This window comes from Quyinboa ferrireducens (genome assembly GCF_042436675.1).
In the GTDB taxonomy this organism is placed as follows: domain Bacteria; phylum Bacteroidota; class Bacteroidia; order Bacteroidales; family UBA5342; genus JBHJHP01.
The window spans coordinates 1-22,620 of the sequence record NZ_JBHMVA010000021.1; the positions used below are offsets into that span (position 1 = coordinate 1).

Annotated in this window: 14 protein-coding genes; 11 read left to right on the forward strand and 3 right to left on the reverse strand. The window is 40.5% G+C overall.

All coding sequences use genetic code 11. From position 1 onward, the window contains the following. Window positions 1-133: 133 nt before the first annotated feature. Entirely contained in the window at window positions 134-343 is a 210-nt protein-coding gene (locus tag ACE01N_RS19235) for a transposase (RefSeq protein ID WP_380592471.1), read from the reverse strand. 258 nt (window positions 344-601) lie between these two features. On the opposite strand from ACE01N_RS19235, the gene ACE01N_RS19240 reads away from it, so the two are divergent. The 10 genes from ACE01N_RS19240 (at window position 602) to ACE01N_RS19285 (ending at window position 14,491) form a co-directional block, all read left to right on the forward strand. Continuing rightward, entirely contained in the window at window positions 602-1,372 is a 771-nt protein-coding gene (locus ACE01N_RS19240; protein ID WP_380592473.1) for a LamG domain-containing protein, read from the forward strand. Window positions 1,373-1,453: 81 nt separating this feature from the next. Further along, window positions 1,454-2,872, forward strand: a complete 1,419-nt coding sequence (locus ACE01N_RS19245) for a T9SS type A sorting domain-containing protein (protein ID WP_380592475.1) — start codon at window positions 1,454-1,456, stop codon at window positions 2,870-2,872. 165 nt (window positions 2,873-3,037) lie between these two features. Beyond that, on the forward strand, window positions 3,038-4,897 hold the full coding sequence (locus ACE01N_RS19250; protein WP_380592477.1) for a glycoside hydrolase family 2 protein: 1,860 nt from the start codon (window positions 3,038-3,040) through the stop codon (window positions 4,895-4,897). 374 nt (window positions 4,898-5,271) lie between these two features. Beyond that, window positions 5,272-6,846 carry a histidine ammonia-lyase gene (gene hutH, locus ACE01N_RS19255; protein WP_380592479.1) on the forward strand — a complete coding sequence of 525 codons (1,575 nt, stop codon included), beginning with the start codon at window positions 5,272-5,274 and terminating at the stop codon, window positions 6,844-6,846. Then, complete coding sequence (gene hutU, locus ACE01N_RS19260) at window positions 6,824-8,494, forward strand: urocanate hydratase (RefSeq protein ID WP_380592481.1); 1,671 nt, start codon at window positions 6,824-6,826, stop codon at window positions 8,492-8,494. The genes hutH and hutU overlap by 23 nt, the downstream gene beginning before the upstream one ends. 180 nt (window positions 8,495-8,674) lie before the next feature. Beyond that, window positions 8,675-9,910: an imidazolonepropionase gene (hutI, locus tag ACE01N_RS19265; protein ID WP_380592483.1), complete on the forward strand. Its 1,236-nt coding sequence runs from the start codon at window positions 8,675-8,677 to the stop codon at window positions 9,908-9,910. Between the two features lie 5 nt (window positions 9,911-9,915). Next, the gene (ftcD, locus tag ACE01N_RS19270; RefSeq protein WP_380592485.1) at window positions 9,916-11,607 is read left to right on the forward strand and encodes a glutamate formimidoyltransferase; all 1,692 of its coding nucleotides are present in this window, start codon (window positions 9,916-9,918) and stop codon (window positions 11,605-11,607) included. Between the two features lie 130 nt (window positions 11,608-11,737). After that, window positions 11,738-12,715 carry a type IV toxin-antitoxin system AbiEi family antitoxin gene (locus ACE01N_RS19275; RefSeq protein ID WP_380592487.1) on the forward strand — a complete coding sequence of 326 codons (978 nt, stop codon included), beginning with the start codon at window positions 11,738-11,740 and terminating at the stop codon, window positions 12,713-12,715. Next, window positions 12,690-13,526 carry a nucleotidyl transferase AbiEii/AbiGii toxin family protein gene (locus tag ACE01N_RS19280; protein ID WP_380592488.1) on the forward strand — a complete coding sequence of 279 codons (837 nt, stop codon included), beginning with the start codon at window positions 12,690-12,692 and terminating at the stop codon, window positions 13,524-13,526. The genes ACE01N_RS19275 and ACE01N_RS19280 overlap by 26 nt, the downstream gene beginning before the upstream one ends. A gap of 14 nt (window positions 13,527-13,540) precedes the next feature. Beyond that, a complete protein-coding gene (locus ACE01N_RS19285; protein ID WP_380592490.1) occupies window positions 13,541-14,491 on the forward strand; it encodes a pectinesterase family protein in 951 nt (316 codons plus the stop codon). Window positions 14,492-14,840: 349 nt separating this feature from the next. Here the strand turns inward: ACE01N_RS19285 and ACE01N_RS19290 are convergent, their stop codons facing one another. Beyond that, window positions 14,841-17,420, reverse strand: coding sequence for an alpha-L-arabinofuranosidase C-terminal domain-containing protein (locus tag ACE01N_RS19290; RefSeq protein ID WP_380592492.1), 2,580 nt, complete (start codon window positions 17,418-17,420; stop codon window positions 14,841-14,843). A 99-nt stretch (window positions 17,421-17,519) separates the two neighbouring features. Next, window positions 17,520-21,410: a BNR-4 repeat-containing protein gene (locus ACE01N_RS19295; protein WP_380592494.1), complete on the reverse strand. Its 3,891-nt coding sequence runs from the start codon at window positions 21,408-21,410 to the stop codon at window positions 17,520-17,522. 240 nt (window positions 21,411-21,650) lie between these two features. Between ACE01N_RS19295 and ACE01N_RS19300 the strand changes: the two genes are divergently transcribed. Continuing rightward, a complete protein-coding gene (locus ACE01N_RS19300; protein WP_380592496.1) occupies window positions 21,651-22,586 on the forward strand; it encodes a hypothetical protein in 936 nt (311 codons plus the stop codon). Window positions 22,587-22,620: the final 34 nt, after the last annotated feature.

Consider the following 22,620-nt stretch of genomic DNA (forward strand, 5'->3'; position numbering starts at 1 on the left):
AATTTCAGTAATTTTATCGATCATAATATGAAAGGTTTTTGATTGCTATATATTTAAATGTCAGATACTTAAATATACCCAAAAACCTTTCTTTATTCAAACTTTTTCTGTGTTTTCTTAGATCGAACTCACGTTAATTAAAAACTGATTCAGGATCATGGCCATTTCGGGAATTGGGATTATCTGACTTTTGGTATTTGTCGTATCCCAGGTGGGCATCCAGTTCGCCTTCTAACAGTTGTTCTACACCTCTTTTTTGAAGCTCATGGAGAAACTCTTTTAATTCATCTCCGTTTTTAAACTGCTTTAAAAAATCACTGTTTAATAAATCTTTTTTATCCATTGTGTGTCCTCTGAATTGTCAAAGTTATCTCCGATTCTTTTAACGAGCCTGATATGGCTCAAAAAAATCAGGATAACTTTTTCTCATTTACACGCTTTTCAGGATGCTACCAATTTATTTTCTATTCCGAACCACTTATTAGTCTATTGAGAACATTATTTCATCATTTCAAAAGCACCTTTAAAACAATAACAACACTTAAGCTTGCTGATATATTCAATCATAAATAATTTTATATCGTCTTAATTCTAATTATTTATGAAAACATCCATTGCTAAGTATTTTCTATTGACAGCTTTATTCTCGATTTTAATTTCCTGTGACAAACAGGATTATTGTGAATGTCAACCTTGTATTAGCGCTAACCTTATGAATAATTGTGTCGCTTATTATCCATTTAATAGTAATGCAAAGGATGAATCAGGTTACAATAATAATGGAATAGTTATTGGTGCTACGTTATGTGAGGATAGACATGGGAATCAGAATAGAGCATATAAATTTGATGGTAGAAATGATTATATAGAAGTAAAAGCAAATGATATTCTTAGAAATATTGGTTCACCTTTTTCATCATGGAGCTTTTCTGCCTATATAAAAGCTTTCGATACTCCTATCAATTCTGAATATACTATTCTATCTAATTATTATTCAGAAAGTGGGAATGATCCAACTTTTTCAGTTTTTCTTCAAGAAAATACAAAAGGTGGATTTAGTAGTTATATAAGAAAGGCTTCCATTGATATTGGCACAACAACTTCATTTGATATCATTGATAATGAGTTTCATCATATTGTAGTTATATATGATTCAGAAAAAACTTTAACACAATTATATTTTGATAATACATTAGTGGACCAAAAAACATTTGATAATTCCGGGGATTACTCTTCAAATAATAATTATCACATAGGAGCACATTTTTGGGCAGGTAGGATTAGCGGTAATTTTAAAGGTGTAATTGATGAAGTCAGAATATTTAACAGAGCTCTTACTGTTAATGAAATTAAATTACTTTACAACGAATAAACAGTTATAAAACAGAATGTTACTTACTAATAATTCATTTAATTAAATATTTAAATATATTAACTTCAAATATCTATTTTTATGAAAAAAACTTTAATTATTTTTATTAGTCTGATTAATTCTTTCATTATATTAAGTCAGAGTAATTGGTATGATACTAATTTTAATGATTCAAAATGGAATATGTCCGTTAATCCTTGGAATAATGCCCCAGGCAGTCAAGTTCCAAATTCATTATCAATGTGGGATCCAGATGGTGGTGAATTAGCTATCTTTCGTAAAACATTCTCGCTTGATGAACTTCCTCAATCTGCTACACTAGAAATTTCAGTTGATAATGTTTACATGGTCATTATCAATAATTATGAGCAACAAACAGGAGGCGCAATTTTATCAGATGGGAAGTGGAGATCAATAGAAACTTATGATATAAAAGAATCCTTAAAAGTTGGTGAAAATATTTTGGTGATTATTGGTCTTGATATGGGAGACTATGAAGGTGTATTTGCTGAACTAAAAATTGATTCCGAATTAATGATATCCAGCTATACGGATCAATGGAGAAGTAAAAGCATAATTCTAAATGATTCTGAAGATTTATATAATTTACCTTTTCGTGATGATTTCAGCACTGATAAAGGATGGATTAATGAAACAAATGGTGATTTTGTTATTAACAATGATCAGGTTGAATGGAATGCAGACAGAGATATTGTACAAAAAATGTACATTCCAATCTCAGAATATGAAGGTGATTTTGAATTACAATTTGATTACCAAATAACTGATAGACAAAGTAATATCTGGCTGGAAGTAGGTTTGGCTAATGCAATGTCAGGAGCATATAGCGACCCTGTTAATGACCCGTTAGGAACTTTTCTTACTGTTGGATGGACTGGTGGTGGAACTGCATATAGTGCTTATTACATAAGGCCTGGAGCCAGATATCCTGATAAAGAAACAGATCAACCTTATTTTGACCATACAGACCCTTCAACTTATCTAAGTTTTACTGAAGATGAATGGTACACTATTAAAATGGAGGTTGTTGGTCAAAACTGGAGAATTACTGTTTATGATTCAAATGGAAATCAAACAGGTCAAAAGGCTGGTTTATTCTCCGATCCATTAAATTCATATAATTACATTTATTTATGTAATTCAGATGATGAAGATTGGCCGGAAGGCAATGGATATCTTGACAACCTATCTGTTACTAATGAGGTTTCATGGGAAGTTTCTTCTTTAGACATATCTAACAATATTTATGTTAACCTTTATCCAAATCCTTCAGATGATCTGATTAGTATTAAAACTAACTTCAATAAAACAGCTAGTATTAGTATTATTAATCATATTGGACAGGAAGTCTATAATAATGAGTTAGTTCACGGATCGTCAGTAATTAACTTAAAAGATTTGAGCAAAGGAATATATTTATTTGTTTTGAAAGATGAAAAGAATACTATCATTCACTCACAGAATATTATTAAAAAATAGTTCTTAGAAAATTCAATATAATGAAATTATAAAACACATAATCCGCTAAATAAGCGGATTATGTGTTTTATAAAATATCTTATAGTTTTAGTATAATTCTTTATACCTTACCAAATAAGAAACTCATATCTTTGGACGTGGAAAACTTTAATTAACGTATTAAAAATGGTATCAGTAAAAACCTATTCCGGAATAATCCGAAAAAACATTTTATGGCTCTCAGCTTTCATTATGGCCATTTTAATTATTCCTCACAATGCTGTTGGACAGGATAATTTCATCACCAACATCCAAAATCGTACAACACAGTCTTTAAACGGAAAGTGGAAGTATGTAATGGACCAGTATGAAACCGGACAAATCGGTTTCAGCCCTATTTACAGAAATGCAAAACCAAAAGACAAATCCGACCGTGTAGAATATAGTTTTGACTATGCACAAAACCTTTGGGTACCCGGTTCATGGAATTCGCAAAAAGAAGCTCTGTATTACTATGAAGGCAGCATATGGTACCGCAAAACATTTGATTTTCAACCTAAACTGAAAAACTCCAGGGTATTTATATATGTTGGAGCAGCCAATTACAAAACAACCTACACATTCAACGGTAGGCGTCTGGGTTACCATGAAGGTGGTTTTACACCCTTCAGTTTTGAGGTAACGAAGCTGATAAAAGACAAGGATAACTTTCTTATTCTTGGTGTTAGCAACAGCAGGGAAAGTGATTACATTCCAGGAAAAGTAACAGACTGGTATAACCACGGCGGCATAACCCGCGATGTATACCTGGTTGAAGTACCACAAACTTATATCGATGATTATTTCCTGTATCTTGATAAAGCTTCATTAAACAGTAAAAAGAAAACCATCCAGGGAAGTATTCAACTGAAAGGAAAAGATCTGCCGGATCAGGCAACTATTTCTATCCCTGAATTAAAGATCAGCAAAGAGGTTAAGCTCGATGAAAACGGAGCAGCCAAATTCACACTGGAATCGGGAAAATTAAGTTTGTGGTCACCCGAAAACCCGAAACTATACAAGGTAACCTTTAAAGCCGGTGAGGATGAGATTTCAGATAAGATAGGATTCAGGACGATTGAAACAAAAGGGAAGGAGATTCTTTTAAACGGTGAACCGATTTTTTTAAGAGGGATCTCCATTCACGATGAAAATCCGGTTCGCAGGGACCGGGCACATAGCATTGATGATGCAAAACTTGTACTGGGTTGGACTAAAGAATTGGGCTGTAACTTTGCGCGACTGGCACATTATCCGCATCAGGAAAACATTGTACGTATGGCCGATGAAATGGGGATTCTGTTATGGGAAGAGTTACCGCTTTACTGGGGGATTGAATGGTCTAATGACAAGGTGCTTGAGAAAGCGAAAACCCAGTATTCAGAGATGATCCGTAGAGATAAAAACCGGGCATCGAGCATTATCTGGTCTATTGCCAATGAAACGGGACCGACTAAAGCGCGCAATGCATTTCTGACTGCTGTTGCGCATCATGTAAGGGAACAGGATCCAACCCGTTTGTTGAGTGCAGCCTGTAAAAAAGATCAGGCCGTGGATGGACATCCGGACAGCACTTATGTGGTGAGTGATCCGATAGGCAAAGAACTGGACATCATCAGTTTCAATGAATATCTTGGATGGTATGGTGGCAGTCCGCTGGAATGCCGTAAGAAAACTTTTGTGATCGACTATGACAAACCCGTAATCGTCAGTGAATTTGGCGGTGGAGCAATCCAGGGATTTCATGCTGACTCACTGACGCGCTGGAGTGAAGAATACCAGGAATTTATGTATAAAGAAAATATTGCCATGTTTGATCGGGTCCCTGGACTTTCGGGTATGACGCCCTGGATTCTGGTGGATTTCATGTCGCCACTTAGACAACTTCCCGATGTACAGGATGGATGGAACCGTAAGGGTTTGGTTTCAGAAACCGGAGCTAAAAAGAAGGCCTTTTATATTCTTCAGGATTACTACAAGCGAAAAAAAGCAGAGTACAAGAAATAGCAGAACGAAGGTTTATATTTGTAATATACAAAAGTCTATATTGGTAATATATAATTTGAGTCAGGCTGTCCAAAAAGTGATATCAGAATTATATTTACTTACGGATTGTAAGTAGTTTTTACGAAATTACCCCTAAATCCCCTGAAGGGGACTTAAAGCCTTCCGTCAGCTGACGGAGAGGTTTGGAAGGGTAAAAGAAAGATTGCTTACAATTTATAAGTTCAAAATATTTTTATTTGTCTTTCTGGATAGCCTGACTGTTTTCCAAGCTGTTTAAAATCATATATCCTTCCTAATTTTTATCATTTTTAGAGCCTGTTCAAAGCCGTATATTTAGTTTCTGATGTCTTATATCAGAAATTAAAATAACAGGAATGTCTAAACAAGAATTTCGGTACGGAGAGGATCATATGAGTGTTGGGCTTGCACTTGAACTGGCCCGGGGCACTACAAACGGAATCCTGTCCGAAAATACAATAAACAAAGTCAATGAAAACCGTCAGGTTGTACTTAATATCGTTCACCATAAAAAGGTGGTTTACGGTATTAATACCGGCTTTGGGCCACTCTGCACCACGTTAATTAGCGAAGAAGACACCAGGCAACTTCAATACAATCTGCTGAAAAGTCACAGTGTAGGCGTTGGTGAACCGGTAGATCCGGAGATCGCCAAACTCATGATGATCTTCAAGGTTCATGCACTGGCAAAGGGTTTTTCAGGGATTGCGCTTGAAACTATTGAACGTATAATGTGGCATATTGATCATAATGTTATTCCGGTTGTTCCTTCCCAGGGATCTGTTGGTGCCTCGGGCGATCTTGCTCCACTGGCCCATCTGTTCCTTCCTTTAATCGGCCTCGGAAGTGTGATATACGACGGTTTGGAATATCCGACTGAAGAAATATTCAGACTTTTCAAACTAGAGCCCATTGAACTGGGTCCCAAAGAAGGTCTGGCCCTGATCAACGGTACACAGTTTATGCTGGCACATGCCACGCTGATCACAGAGCGGCTCAAAAACTGTTTGGATCATGCCGATATCATTGCTGCAATGAACCTGGAAGCCATGATGGGTTCCTTTAAAAGTTTTGATGAAGCCCTGCATGAACTTCGGCCCTATGAAGGCAATAAATATGTGGCAAAACGCATCCGTACGTTGCTGAAACATTCGGAGATAGAAAAATCACATGAAAATTGCACCCGCGTTCAGGATCCGTATTCACTCAGGTGTGTTCCACAGGTTCACGGGGCTTCCAGAAACGCATGGTTGCATCTGAAGGAAACGGTTGAGATTGAGATGAACTCGGTGACTGATAATCCCATAATTTTCAGCGAAGAAAAGACCATAACAGGAGGCCATTTTCACGGTCAGCCCATCGCACTGCCTATGGATTATGCCGCGCTTGCTGCTGCCGAAATCGGGAATATATCTGACCGTCGCATCTATCTTTCTCTCATTGAAAGTGTACCGGGCTTGCCAAAACTGCTGATGAAGACCACCGGTCTGAACTCCGGTTTTATGATCCTTCAATATACCAGCGCAGCCCTGGTCAGTGAAAATAAAAGCCTCTGCTTCCCTGCCAGTGCTGACAGCATTCCTACGTCTCTGGGGCAGGAAGACCATGTGAGTATGGGATCCATCAGTGGACGGAAAACTTTGAAAATAGTTGAAAATCTGGAGAAAATACTGGCAATCGAATTGCTGACAGCTTCTCAGGGTTTTGAATTCAGAAGACCCATGAAATCAGGGTTTCTCATGGATCACTGCTACGATTTTATACGGTCAAAAATTGAGTTTGCAGAAAGCGACAGGCTCTTTTATCCTGATATTAATAAAGCAATTGAAATTATTCAGTCCAAAGAATTGTTACGCCTGACAGATTATCTGGCTCAGGAACACCATCTTGATTTTAAAAACGACACGCATGAATTATTCGGAATTTATTAAAAAATATGCTTCACATCCAAATTACAAAGCTCCCGTGGGAAATACGCTCCATGCCAAATCATGGCAAACGGAAGCACCTTTGCGGATGCTGCTCAATAATCTGAATGCAGAGGTAGCAGAAGACCCGGAAAACCTTATCGTATATGGGGGAACCGGACAGGCTGCACGTAACGTGGAAGCTGTTCAGAAAATCATCAAGGCCCTGCTCGAGCTGGATGAACATCACAGCCTTTTGGTTCAATCGGGGAAACCGGTTGGTATGGTTCGCTCCCATCCCCATGCACCGCGCGTTCTAATTGCTAACAGTAACATTGTGCCATTCTGGGCCAACTGGGAACATTTTGAAGAACTGAAATCCCGAGGACTGATGATGTACGGCCAGATGACTGCCGGAAGCTGGATTTATATCGGAACCCAGGGGATTTTGCAGGGCACATACGAAACCTTTGCAGAATGCGGTAAGAAATACTTCAACGGTGACCTCAGACACAAACTGATTGTTTCCGGCGGTTTGGGTGGCATGGGTGGTGCTCAGCCCCTGGCAGCAACACTTGCCGGCGCTACTTTTCTGGGCGTGGATATTGATCCCGAACGCATAAAGAAACGTCTTGAAACAAAATATGTGGACCGTATGACCTCTGATTACGAAGAAGCCACACAATGGATTTTAGATGCAAAAACAAAAGGAGAAGCCCTTTCGGTCGGCCTGGTCGGCGACATTGGCGATGTGCTGGAGAAACTGATTCAGGATGATATAATCCCTGAGATTCTGACGGACCAGACATCCGCTCATGATCCGGTTCATGGCTATATACCTAATGGCCTTACGCTGGTGGAAGCCGGTAAACTAAGGGCATCTGATCCGGAAGCTTACAAGGATAAAGCCTTAAAGAGTATGGCCCGACATGTGAGTTTTATGCTGAAAATGAAAACCAGGGGCAGTGTGGTTTTTGATTATGGCAATAACCTGCGGGAATTTGCCCGCCGGGGTGGTGAAACCAATGCATTTGACTATAATGGCTTTGTACCGGAGTTTATCCGTCCGCTTTTCTGTGATGGACAGGGGCCGTTTCGCTGGGTAGCCTTATCGGGTGATCCGGAAGATATCTATACAACTGACCGTGCCCTGATGGAAGCTTTTCCGGAAAACACACATCTGATCAAATGGCTGGAAGAGGCACAGAAAAAGGTGGCATTTCAAGGCTTGCCGAGCCGGATTTGCTGGTTGGGTTTCGGTGAGCGCGAAAAGGCCGGTCTGATCTTTAACGACCTGGTAAAAACAGGCAAAGTGAAAGCGCCGATTGTCATTGGCCGCGATCATCTGGATTGTGGATCGGTAGCCTCACCGAACCGGGAGACAGAGGGCATGCTGGATGGCAGTGATGCGGTGTCGGACTGGCCGCTGCTTAACCTGATGGCAAATACGGCCGGTGGAGCCACCTGGGTATCGTTCCATCACGGTGGCGGTGTGGGTATGGGATTTTCACAACATGCCGGCATGGTGATCCTGGCTGACGGAACTGAACAGGCCGCTAACAACATATCACAGGTGCTGTATAACGATCCTGCCATGGGCATCTTCAGACACGCAGACGCGGGATATGAAAAGGCAGTAGAAAACAGGAATAAATTTGGTTTGTCACTGTAACTATTAATTTAGAGCAAAATAAGTGCAACAATTAATATTACATTCGTTGAAATAGCTAACAAAAATCCCCGCTTTGCACCCCCTTTTACAAATCGGGACTGTTCTCCTTTTGAAAAGGAGGTGGCTTCCGACTGCAAGGTCTGAAAACGGAGGATTTAAACCTATTAAAATATTAGTATTATGAAACTAACAGGTCCGTTCTGGCAAATTGTAACCATGGATAAACTTCCGGTTAAAGGTCCGTTAAACGATGATCAGCTGGAAATAATTTCGGATGGCGGAATTCTGTCTGACCACGGAAAAATCATAGCTATCGGTGACTTTACGGAGCTAGCCTCACAAATAGACCGGTCGACGACCGAAATTGAATGGATACATGGCAATCATGTGGCATTACCGGGTTTGATTGACTGTCACACACATATTTGCTATGCCGGATCGCGGGCCAACGACTATGCCTTACGACTGGCCGGTAAAACCTATCTGGAAATTGCAGAAGCCGGTGGTGGCATATGGAATACTGTTCAGAAAACCAGAGAAGCATCGCAGGAGGAACTGAGTCGGATAACTACGAAACATGCAGATGTCATGTTAAAGGATGGCATTACCACCATTGAGGTTAAAAGCGGATATGGATTATCCGTTGCCGAAGAACTCAAAATGCTCAAAGCAATACAAAGCTCAGAGACTAAAGCTGACCTAATTGAAACCTGTCTTGCAGCTCATATAAGGCCAAAGGATTTTTCAGGTTCAAATAAAGCTTATCTGGAAGTGTTGACAAAAGAGCTCCTTCCTGAGATAAAGAGACAGGAACTTTCGCGGCGTGTAGATATTTTTATAGAAAAAACAGCATTCTCAGCGGATGAAGCCAAACCCTATCTGAATGCAGCTAAAGACCTGGGATTTGATATCGTGGTTCATGGTGATCAGTTCAGTTTGGGAGGCAGTCTTCTGGCTGTTGATCTGAAAGCCAGAAGCGTGGATCATCTGGAAGCCAGCGATGAAAAAGCCATCGCTCTGTTAGGGAAAAGCGATGTAACCGCTACCGTATTACCCGGTGCATCCCTTGGACTAGGCCTACCGTTTGCCCCGGTCAGAAAACTTTTAAGCGCAGGTGCTTCGCTGGCGATCGCGTCAGACTGGAACCCCGGTTCAGCACCTATGGGCGACCTGCTTATTCAGGCAGCTATTCTTGGTGCTTACGAAAAACTTACCGTGACAGAAACCTTAGCAGGAATTACCTGCCGTGCAGCCCATGCATTAGGTCTGAATGACCGTGGCATACTGAAAGAAGGAAATATGGCCGATTTTATCGCGTTCAGCATAAATGATTACAGGGAAATTATCTACAGGCAGGGGAAACTGAAACCGGATTTCGTCTGGAAAAACGGCAATAAACTGACATTTGAAAATTAAACATTATGACACAACTGATAGAATGCGTTCCCAATTTCAGTGAAGGGAACAACATGGAAATCATCAAACAAATCACAGATAAGATAGAAAGCGTTGAAGGCGTGAAGCTTATTGACGTGGATGCAGGAAAAGCCACGAACCGTACCGTTGTCACCTTTGTGGGAACACCGGATGAGGTTTGCGAGGCAGCTTTCAAGACTGTTAAAAAAGCTTCAGAGCTGATTGATATGAGCAAGCACAAGGGGGCTCATCCGCGATTTGGAGCAACTGATGTGTTACCATTGGTTCCTGTTTCCGGCATCTCCATGGAAGAAACAGTTGTGTATGCACATAAACTGGCTGAACGTATTGGCAGTGAATTACATATCCCCATCTACTGTTATGAATTTGCAGCACGTGAAGACAAACGAAAAAACCTGGCCAGCTGCCGTTCAGGTGAATACGAAGGTCTGGCTAAAAAGCTGGCTGATCCGGAATGGAAACCCGATTTTGGCCCGGCAGAATATAACGAATCTGTCGCCAAATCCGGAGCAACAGCGGTCAGTGCACGTAACTTTTTAGTGGCCTATAATGTGAACCTGAACACCACCTCAACCCGTCGGGCCAATGCTATTGCGTTTGATATTCGTGAAAAAGGCCGCATTAAACGAGAAGGTGGAACACTTACCGGTAAAAAAGTTCTGGACAAAAACGGCAAACCGGTTTATGAGCCCGGCCTGCTAAAGTGTGTAAAAGGTATCGGATGGTTCATTGAGGAATATGGCATTGCACAACTTTCGTTTAACCTGACCGATATTACAGTAACCTCGGTTCATGAAGTATTCGATGCTGCCTGCCAGAGAGCCCAGGCAAGGGGACTACGTGTTACAGGTTCGGAACTGGTTGGGGTGATTCCGCTAAAAGCGATGTTGGATGCCGGGAAGTATTTTCTGAAAAAACAACAGCGCTCCACCGGTATTTCGGATGATGAAATCATAAAAATCGCTGTTAAATCACTCGGCCTGGATGAACTGAAACCTTTTGACCCGAAGAAAAAGATCATTGAATACATGATTGCTGAACACAAGCCAAAACTGATCAATATGAACCTGAAAACCTTTGCAGAAGAAACGGCATCTGAATCACCCGCACCGGGTGGTGGTTCCATTTCGGCATACATGGGTACATTGGGTGCTGCACTGGGAACCATGGTGGCTAATCTTTCTTCACACAAACGCGGCTGGGATGAACGCTGGGAAGAGTTTTCAAACTGGGCAGACAAAGGCAAATATTACCACGATGAGCTGCTGAAGCTGGTGGACGAGGACACGAATGCCTTTAATGCCATAATGGATGCATTTGGATTACCTAAAACGACAGAAGCAGAAAAGAAATCCCGCCAAAAAGCTGTTGATGACGCCACCAGATACGCCATAGAAGTTCCTTTTAAAGTAATGAATCTGTGTTACAAATCCATGGAAGTAATGAAAGCCATGGCGGAATTTGGCAATCCCAACAGTGTATCTGATGCCGGAGTAGGTGCACTGGCTGCGCGGGCTGGCGTTCGTGGAGCCTATTTGAATGTAAAGATCAATGCAAAGGATTTTTCGGATCAAGCATTCGTGGACGACATTCTGAAGAAAGCTAAAGAACTTGATAAAGCCGCTCAAAAAACGGAAGAAGAAATTCTGGGGATTGTGGATGGGAAAATAAATTAAATCATTTAGAGCATACAATTTATTATTTAGTTCAGATTTCTGATGTATTTCACAGATCAACACATAAAAATATATTTGTTCATAAATCATACTTGTTCACGTGCTGTGAATTTATTATTTTTGTGAACACATGAAAGAAGAATTAATAAATATTGCCATTGAAAATGTAAATCAACAGGCTTATATAAAAGCTGAATGGATTGCAGAGAACGGCCTTGATGGTCTTTTAAAACTCGTTATTAATAAAAAAGAATATTTCTATAATATAGAAGTAAAAAAAGAACTTCGGCAATATCAACTCACACAAATCAATGAATTAAAAAAACTGTTCCGCAACCTTATAATTATTGCAGAACAGATATATCCAAACGTAAAAGAACAATTACGAGAATTGAAGATCCCATACTTAGAGGCTAATGGAAATTTTTTTCTTCAAAACAAGGATTATTTTTGTCTAGTTGACACAAATAAAAAAGTTACTTTACGAAAAGAAAAGGCAAACAGAGCATTTACAAAAACAGGCTTAAAAATTGTATTTCATCTTTTAAATAATCCCGAATTAATAAATAAAACACAACGCGAAATTGCTGAAATAGCAGGGGTCGGTTTAGGAAATATCCCTCAGGTAATAAATGGGTTAAAAGAAACAGGCTATTTGCTAACTCTAAAAAAAGGGATCTATGTATGGGAAAAGAAAGATGACTTAATCAACAGATGGATAAACGGATATGCAACAGAATTACGTCCCCGGTTGACTAAAGGAACATTTGCAATAAAAGAAGACTGGCAAAAAATTGATTTGAATACGGCTAAAACAATTTGGGGAGGTGAGCCTGCGGCTGATTTACTTACCAATTATTTAAGACCTGAAATGCTACTTTTATATACAAAAGAGAGCAATCCTGAATTAATAAAGAAGTACAAATTTATACCTAAAAATAAGGGAGAAGGAGAACTCGAAGCGCTTGATATATTTTGGCATAAAAAAGATAATGAAACCGTAGCTCCCCCGTTATTGATATATGCGGAATTAATGATTACAGGTGGAAAACGTAATATTGAAACAGCTCAATTAATATATAATGAGTACATTAAGCCAAAGTTATAAGGAACTTGCGATTCCATACTTTAAAGAAGTATTCGATATTATTGATGAAATTATGATAAAACATGCTGTTCCCTACTATTTAATCGGAGTAAATGCACTGGCATTAGAGCTACTTAAAGATGGAATAAAACCAGGAAGAGGAACAAAAGATATTGATTTTGCCATAATGATTTCATCTTTTGACGAATACGAAGATATTAGTACTTCACTCCAGAAAAAAGATTTTAATAAAGTAAAAGCACCATGGACATTTTATTCTGATAAATATAATGTTGCCATTGATATTTTACCTTTTGGAGAAGTTGAAGAACGAGATACCTTAAAATTTAATGAACGATACTCAGACCTGCATGTTCTTGGCTTTAAAGAAATTCTGGAAGACCCTGAACAGGTTCAAATCGAAGAAAAAATAGCCAACATACCACCTCTTCCCGGAATGATTCTTCTGAAACTTGTAGCATGGAGTGACAGACCCGAAGAAAGAGGAAATGACCTTGCTGACATTTTAAAAATTATTGAACACTATTTTGATTATAACTTTGATGAAATAGTAGAACATTATAATGATACGTTCTCTAAAGATGGATTTGATCATCTTTTAATTGCAGTGGAAGTGCTTGGGAGAAAATCAAAAAAATACCTTGATAAATCTAACACATTGATGGAACGGATTAAAACCGTTTTGGAGAATAATCTGAATACTGAAATTGAGTCAGATATTGCAAAAGAGTGGGCGAGAATTAAAAATTGGGAAATTGAATACGCATTTTCAATATTAAAATCATTTCAAAAAGGAATTAATGAATACTGATAAAATTTAAACACATGAAAAACTTAGGTAAAATCTTCATTCTTGTTTTTTTAATCTCATCTATTGCAGTACAGGCCCAAACTTATGATATCACGGTCGCCAAAGATGGCAGTGGCGATTTTACATCTATACAGGAAGCGATTCAGTCCGTCAGATCATATACGCCGGAACCCAAAACGATTTTCATTAAAAATGGCATTTACAAGGAAAAAATTCTGATTTCAAGTGATAAATGCGATATAACACTGATCGGAGAAAGCAGGGACAACACCATCATTACCTGGGCAGATCATGCCAATATGAACAATATGGGAACCTTTAAAACCTCCACGTTACGAATTGACGGAGACCGGATCACCCTGAAAAACCTGACTATCGAAAATAATGCCCCTATGCTTGGCCAGGCTGTGGCTCTGCATGTGGAAGGTAAAAACCTGATGGTTATTAATTGTAATCTACTTGGTAATCAGGACACCTTGTTTACGGGCAATGAATATGGTACTGAATTTTTCAAAGACTGCTACATTGAAGGAACCACGGACTTTATTTTTGGTCCTGCTACAGTATGGTTTGAAAATTGCCATATTCACAGCAAAAAGAATTCCTATATCACCGCTGCCTCAACACCGGAATTCAGACCTTATGGCTATATCTTTAATAAATGCATGCTGACCGCAGCAGAAGGGATTGACAAGGTCTATCTCGGTCGTCCGTGGCGCAAATATGCTGCCGTGTTGTTCATGAACAGCTATATGGGCAACCATATCCGTCCGGAAGGCTGGCATAACTGGGGGGATCCTGAACGGGAAAAAACAACCCGGTATCTGGAATATAACAACAATGGTCCCGGTGCCGATCGGTCACAACGTGTGGCATGGTCAGGTGAACTCAAAAAATCAAAGGCTAAAAAGATCACGCTGGAGAAGGTATTCCCTGACTGGGAAGCAGTACACGATATGGACTAAAGTCCGGTAAGAAATATTTAATGTGAGTTAGACATAAAAATTAGCTCTTAATAGCGTTAAATCCTCCATCTCCTTTGCTTCGCTGAAGCTATGCAAAAGCAATGCCGACCCTTTGGTAGGGATCCACTTCCTTTCGGGCAAGGAGGACACTCACCTAATGAATTGCGGATTTCAAAGTCCCCCTTTGAAAAAGGGGGTGTCATGAATGGAACATCATGACGGGGGATTTTTCACCAGTTATAAACAGTAATAATCAAATTATATCCTTACATAGAACTGTCATCATTTGAATAACTCCGCCCATCAGGGCGGAGTTATTCATAGTATATTATCTATGAGTTTTAACCCTTTATTTCAAACTTATACTGATCACAGAGAACGAGTATGGATCCATTTTATAAGTGAACTGCTTATCCACTTCAATGGAACTATCGGCAGGTTTGGCATCACGATCTTTCGGATCACCCTCAAGCACCGATAGTTTAGCATTTGCAGCTGCCAGATCAAAATCCGATAAGTCCAGGCTGGAATTCACCTCAACCGGCAGCATGTTGACCAGTTTAACGATCAGCTCATTATTTTTCTCATCTTTCACAACAGACACGCCTACCCTGTTTTGTACTTTCACATTCTGATCAGACAGTTTAACATCCGATGCAAAATAGGTTGTCCCTGAATTCTGTCCGTACATTTTCTGTACATAGTAATCGGTTGTAGGCTTAACTTCAGAACTGTTAAAGTATATCAGGTCCGGATTCCATTGTGTTCTGTGTTCCCTTGCCAGAAGCGGTGCATAAGACGTCATGTGTACAACATCCCCGTTCCGTTCTATGGCTGTCAGATATAAGGCTTCAGACAGAGCTGTTTCAATATTCAAAGGTCTGCGAGGCAGATGTGATGCATATTCACCCAGATATACCTTCGGCCCGGAGCGGTCGTATTTATCGTAATAATCCTGGTTGTAAATGAACCATCCCGGTGGCACATAATAGTGCTCATCTAACAGATCCACACCAAGTTTCTTCCCAATTTTCCAGCCTTCTTCATAATCCGTACCGTAATAGAATGGTCCGGCAGTCCCGATCACTTTCATTTCAGGATACTTCTCTTTCACTGCTTTATAGATCATGGTAAAGCGTTCCTCAAAAATGTCTGTAATCAGATCCTCATTCCCTATACCGATATATCTTAAGTTGAAAGGTTCCGGATGTCCGGCTTCAGCCCTTTTTCTGCCCCACTCACTGTTTTTATCTCCATTGGCCCACTCTATCAGATCAAGCACATCCTGTACATAATCATCCATATCGCACATTGGTATTCCTCCTTGTTGTCCATCGCCACCAATACTGGAGTTCTGACATGGCACACCAGCTGCGAGTACAGGAACCGGTTCAGCACCCAGGTCCTCACAAAACTGAAAATATTCAAAATAACCCAAACCACCCGACTGGTTATAGCCCCAGGTATTTCTTTGCTGTATACGCGATTCCAGCGGACCAATTGTATTTTTCCATTTATAAATATTGTCTATCCCATTTCCGTGAGCCACACAACCACCCGGGAAACGGACAAACCGGGGATGCATATCAGCAATCGTCTGAGCCAGATCCTGACGCAAACCGTTTTGTCTTCCTTTAAAAGTATTCTCAGGGAACAGCGAAATCATGTCCAAACCGACCTTACCAACCTTGGCTGGTTTTACGACAATTTTAGCTTTAACGCAGTTTTCCTTTGCCTTAATTACCGCGCTCAGTTTCTTCCATTTGGCAGATAATGCTTTTGTTTTGGCTTCTCCAATCACTTCATCATTCTGGTTAAGCAGTTGAATCAGCAAACTGTTTTTTGAGCCATCCAGACTTTTAGCAAAAACAGAGAAGTCATATTTTTCACCGGCTGTTATACCCATCCCATCATATCCGGGATTTACAAGTCCGGCTCCTGTTTTCTTCACATCAAGCACAGCATAATATTTGTTATGCGCATGAATCGGATTTACGGTATCAATGGAAAACTCCACATCAGCCTCATTTTCAAGCGACCAGTATGATTTATGATTCCATTCCCGCCGGATACCTGAATTGTATTCAAAATCCCTGTTTTGTACAAGCTCTGCATATAAGCCGCCGTCAGCAGCATAGTTGATATCTTCAAAAAAGATACCGATCAGCATGTCTGAAATCTGCTTGCTGTCGTCGGCTTTTACTTTAATCTCAGCATCCACTGCTTTTAAATACCTGAATCTTTCCGGATCATCCTCAGCGCGTTCATTATTCAGCTCATCCCGGTATTTTTGAGCTTCCATATCAGTTATTAAACCATCTATGGTTGACCATGCCACTTTATATACTGTTCCGGTCTCAGGCTTATCATTAACCTTAAACTCCCTTCTGTTATTGATCCGATCTTTTTCTAATGCTTTTTGAGTATCACTGTAATTGACAAAATCAGGTGTGGTAACCATGTAAATTCCTTGTTCATCGCCTCTGTCACTCATCCAGGTCACAATAAACCTTTTGTTGGCCTTATCGTAGGATACTTCCGGCATCAGGCAGTTCCCGGATTCCATGACATATGGATACGACTGTCTCCACCAGAAAGACAGATCATCAGATGCAGCATGTGCAAACTGGGTAACCCTGTGATTTAGCGTCCATACGGCATGCCACTTCCCATCCGGATCAAGGAAGACATAGGGATCAAACATACGCTTTTGCGAACCCCAACTACCAAAGTCACTTTTTACAAAACTGAAATCGGGACCAATAGCATGCCAGTTTTCCTGGTCAATACTCCACGCAAAATGCAAACCACTCCGTCCGTCTGCATCGGCGTTTGTGTAAGAAAACACATAGGCAGAATCCGGTTCATTTGCATATACGAAAGAACTGATTGCCAATACTATAACAAAAAGATAAGATTTTATTTTCATGAATACCATAATTAGTTGATCAATATCCGTGGTTAAGATAGCTGTTTTATGATAAATGAGGAAACGTAACAATGTTTTTTGTATCCATTCGGGAAAGCATTACCGCACAATAAATTTACCCTGCATTACATTGCCGGAATCTGTAGTTACCCTTACGAAATAAACACCACCGTCAAATTCATTTTTTAATTCCAGGGGGAAATTATCGGCATGCATAGACAGGAGGATCTGTCCTTCCATGTTTAGCATCTTTACTGCAATTCCATTTTTTTCTTTAGCTACAGACGAAGAATGTATAACCATATTCTGCCCTTTAAGAACCGGATTGGGATAGACAGAAATAAGATTATTTTTTGGCGTATAAAGTGAGGTAGCCTGTTCCAGTGATTTGATTTCTGATGAGGTTAAGGCAATATCAAACAGGTAAAAATCATCTACGGTTCCACAGTAATCTGCATTATCATTGGCTACACCTGAATCCCACCATTGTGTTCTACCGATGTAATTCCTGTTATCCGAACCTGACAATACCAGCTGATACGGTTCGTATTGAATACTTGTCGAACTGCCTTTCTCTTCACCATTAACGTAAATTTTAGTTGTACCCGATTTAGCATCGTAAGTAAATGCCAGTCCTGAATCAATTCCTGAAGAAAGTGCTACTGAAGAATTTATCATGACTGTAGTTCCGCCATTGTATTTCAGACCTGCCACAAAGGTATTCAGACGAGCAAACACACTGTTTGATGCCGCGGTTCCGAAATCATAAATTCTGGGTTGGTTTTCAAGCCTGACAGGATTAACTTTCATCACAAAGGTGTAACTTCTTAAATTATCCAGTAAACCAGCCGGCGCAACAGCATAACCATTTGTAGAAAACCCTGTATTGGTATTGGCTGATAAATCCAAAACTCCATTTACACCGGCACTGCCGTATATGGCCGCATCATTCCCGTTTCCGGTTTTATCCGTCACATATCTGATTCCGGCAGAAGTATAGACATCAGAAGCCTCAAAACCATAGTACAGCATTTTATTATGGGTAATGCTCCTGGGATGAACCGTCACATTAAATGTCCGTGGCTCAAGTCCACTTTCATCGGGTGTCGCGGTAAGCACAACAGTTGTTTCCTGTTCAGGAAGATTTACAAGTCCGCTATTCGTGATCAAACCAGTATTGGAAGAGGACCAGGTAACAGAATTTCCCAGGTCAGGAAGAACGATATCCGTGTACACATCTTCCGGTATTGTAAGCATTCCAAATTCCACCAGGCTGCCCTTATTCTCTGTATTTTCCTTGTTGGCTGCTGAAATGTTCTTGATTTCATCCTGAGACAATACACGGCTGTATGTTCGCAAATCATCAACGGCTCCGGTAAACCCACCGATGGTTATATCAGAAAGCGTTAAACCATCTACTTCAATGTACTGATCAAGCAGACCGTTGATGTAGGTTTTCAGCACTCCGTCTTCGTAGGTAACAGCCAGGCTGAAGAAATCAAATTTCGTCGGTGTCGGCCAGTTTCCGCCCGTACCTCTGCTCTGGGTCTGCCAGACATCCGAGCTTCCGAGCACATTGCTGCTTGTATAGGTATCATCTCCTATTTTAATGTATGGGTATGTATTCCCGTTAACGGCTAAACCGCAGGTCATATTGTCCGTTGTCAGCAATTCACCGTAATAATTGTTGTGGTCCACATATGGAGACAATACAATGGAGAACGAGTCCTGTTGATTCATAGCAAACGTTGCATCCTGACCTTCGTTAACGAACAACAAACCATTTCGAACAGAAGCATCACCCGTGAACCCATCAGATGTATCAAACGTCTCATGCTTGATAAGATCTTTCTCCAGTTCAACCGCTTTGTGTGGAATATCGAAACTGGCGCGAATGCCGGTAGCAAATCCTTCAGGTCTGGCCGAACTTACAATCCAGTCATAATAATCACCGTTCATCCATACCAGTTTATCTCCCGAACCGGGAATAACATATGGCCGGACATTATTTTTCGCTGAAGCACCTGTCACCTGCGCTACTGCAGACAAGGTTCCATCCTGCCCTACCGTGTATTTTTTAAGCTCATACACCTTACCGTTATTCCCGTCAACCGGTACAGAACAATAAACAACATCAGGATTTGCATCGTCCAGTGCCATGCCGCCACTGTAACACTCTTCCAGCCCGGCTGACTGATGAAAATGACCACCTCCGTTCTCCAGGAATGTGCGTTGCCATTCACTGCCGGTCCATCTGGCATAATAATAATCGTGAGAAGACTTATCGTTGCTAATACGAACCATGGCAATGACAGGATTATCATTGTCGTCCATCGATACTTCCCAGACCCAGTTACGGTAAGGCGAATTATCCACAACAGCATTGGGATGTGCATTGTAATATGTGGTAGTAGCAGCAATATTGTGCACTCCGTTTTCAATGGATGACAACTGCGTTCCGGTTATATCGTGCAAGGTCATATCATTTATATCAATATAATTGAAATACACATAATTGACTGCCTCATTATCTGGATGGCCGGTGGTATAAGTCACATAGATCTTATCCTTACCGTTTGACGCATATTTAGCGTATGGCCGTGCTGCTGTGGACTGTACAATCTGTTTTGGTCCCCAATCGAATGAAGCATCATCATTTTCATCAGGAATAGTGATACGCCCAATTGTCGGATGCCAGTTAATGCCTCTCCAGCAGATGTAAATATGATCCGGATCATCTGACATAATAAACGGTGAAGGGTATGTTGTATTGGCCGAGGTTTCCAACCGGACTTCTCTTCCCAGCGTTGTTATATCTCCGGGGTTTTGTGAAATACGGTAGTAAAAACAGGCTTCATCCGTATGGCGGGTATAGAAAATCATGATTCGTTCATCCGGGAGTACCAGAAACGTTGGATTATCATGATCATCAGGCTGAAAATAAGAACGTACCAAAACTTCATTGCTCTCATTTTTCAGATGATCAACCTGTGTGGCTTTAATGGCTCCGTGCACATCTATATATCCGATGTAGGTGCTGTTAATGGTTCCGCTTTCATTTTCATAATGCAATGCCCTGGGATCTGCAAACCAGCACCAGGCACCTTCTTGGGCAACCACGTTTACCTCAACCGGATCATCACTGGCTGAATAGGTTCCGGTAACAGGTACAGTGATCTGTTCATCACCCTGAGCAATAAGGATATCCCCGGAAAAATCAGAACTGTTACCTGAACTCACAGTAACCGTACCACCTTCAGCAGGAAGTTCTGCCGGATTTACGGTCACGTCAGCCGGAGCATCAACAGTAATTATGTCGGCTGATCCGTTTGGGTATACGCTGATTTCGGCTTCGCTGACAAAGTTGTTAAAACTTAAAGATGACACACTACAGTTCAACGCGGGTGGAATTTCCTTTACAGAAAGCTCTCCCAAAGCACAAAGCGTACCGGATCCTCCTGTTATTGTAATATAGTATGTTCCTGTTTCCGAGACGCTAAAATCCATTTCACCGTTAAGTAATACATTCCGTGTCGGACTACAGGTAAAGTCTTTCGTTGTTTCATTTACCGTCGCCTGTTTATCCTTACTGATTCCAACAGTCAGCGTTGGAGCCGCTCCGTTATTCCACCATTCGTAAATCCAGGAAAAATTATAGCGTTTGCCCTGTTCCAGGTTTACAGGATAACTAAACACTGAGCCTGAAGTTGTGGCTCCTGCACCATCCCAGCGAATCATCATCAGACGCCCGATATAGTTTGATCCATCTAAGGTATGATCTGAGCTGACATCCATATATCTTACGCCACTGTTAGAGTTGGCATAGTTAAACTCACCCGGAATCACAGTCCAGCCATACTGATCGGGATATGATGTAGACTGATCTGTATCACCGTTTCCGTCCCAGTCCGCAACAAGGTTTGTCTGTGCAAAACTCAATACTGAAAACGCCACAAACATCACACTGGTTATAAACAACTTAAGCCTCATTTTTATCTTATTTTATTCTGTTCTTACTCCGCTTAATTAACGGAATGAATTTTAATAACATACAAATATAACCACTACCGGATGAGAAATAAAACTGAAGCTTTGAATTTGCAATTTCATGCTAGTTTTTGCAGAATTTATTGCAGACTATAAGTTGAAAATTTAACTTTCCCAAAGTTTGAGGCTTTGGAAAAGTTTTTCGAATGTTTTATCTAATTTAGCCAAATCAAAAGAATTGATTTGGCAAATCTGAAGCACATCATATGGGAAGGCTTTAAAACCGGGTTAACAATATCGGTCAATATCCTCTTGTTTATGATCCCAATATCTTTTGCCATAACCGTCCTGCAGTTTTATGACATCATCGATAAACTGGCTGTTCCTTTTACTCCACTCTTCAAACATCTGGGTTTATCTGGTGAAACAGTGATCGTATATTTTACCGGCGTTCTGGTAAACTGTTATTCAGCTATTGCCATAATGATAACCATGCCACTCACATTAAAGGAGATTACTATTCTTGCCGCCATTCTGCTGATTGCGCATAATATGCCCATTGAGTCCATGATCCAGAAAAAAGCTGGTGCAAATGCTCTGCTTATTACAATTATCCGATTGGGAATGAGTATTTTTCTTGGTTATATCCTGAATCTTATTATCCCGGAGAGCGGTGAAATTCTGCACCGTAATTTTTCCCCGGAAGCCACTTTAAGCCTCTCCGGAACGTTACTGTTATGGTTGAGTACCAATTCAATACTTATTCTTAAAATTCTGGTCATCATTAATGTACTCACTGTTTTGAACCGCATTCTGGATCATTACGGCATCATCAGAACAATATCAGGATTATTTAAACCACTAATGGCTTTGTTTGGCATCTCATCTGAGACAACTGTTGTCTGGCTTGCAGCAAACCTGTTTGGTTTGGTTTACGGATCCGGAATAATCCTCTCACAGGATAAGGAAAAGCTATCGCCCTATGATTTGAATAAACTGCATATTTCCATTGGCATCAGCCACTCCTTAGTCCAGGAAACCCTGATATTTGTTGTCATCGGAGCCCCTTTGTTCTGGGTCACAATACCAAGAATTATCAGTGCCATAGTTGCGGTCTGGATCTTTATACTGGTAAAGCAGTTGCGCTTTAAAACGGCTCAACCCGAACTGAACAATTAGATACAAATACCGATCAACACATCATTCTACGCTA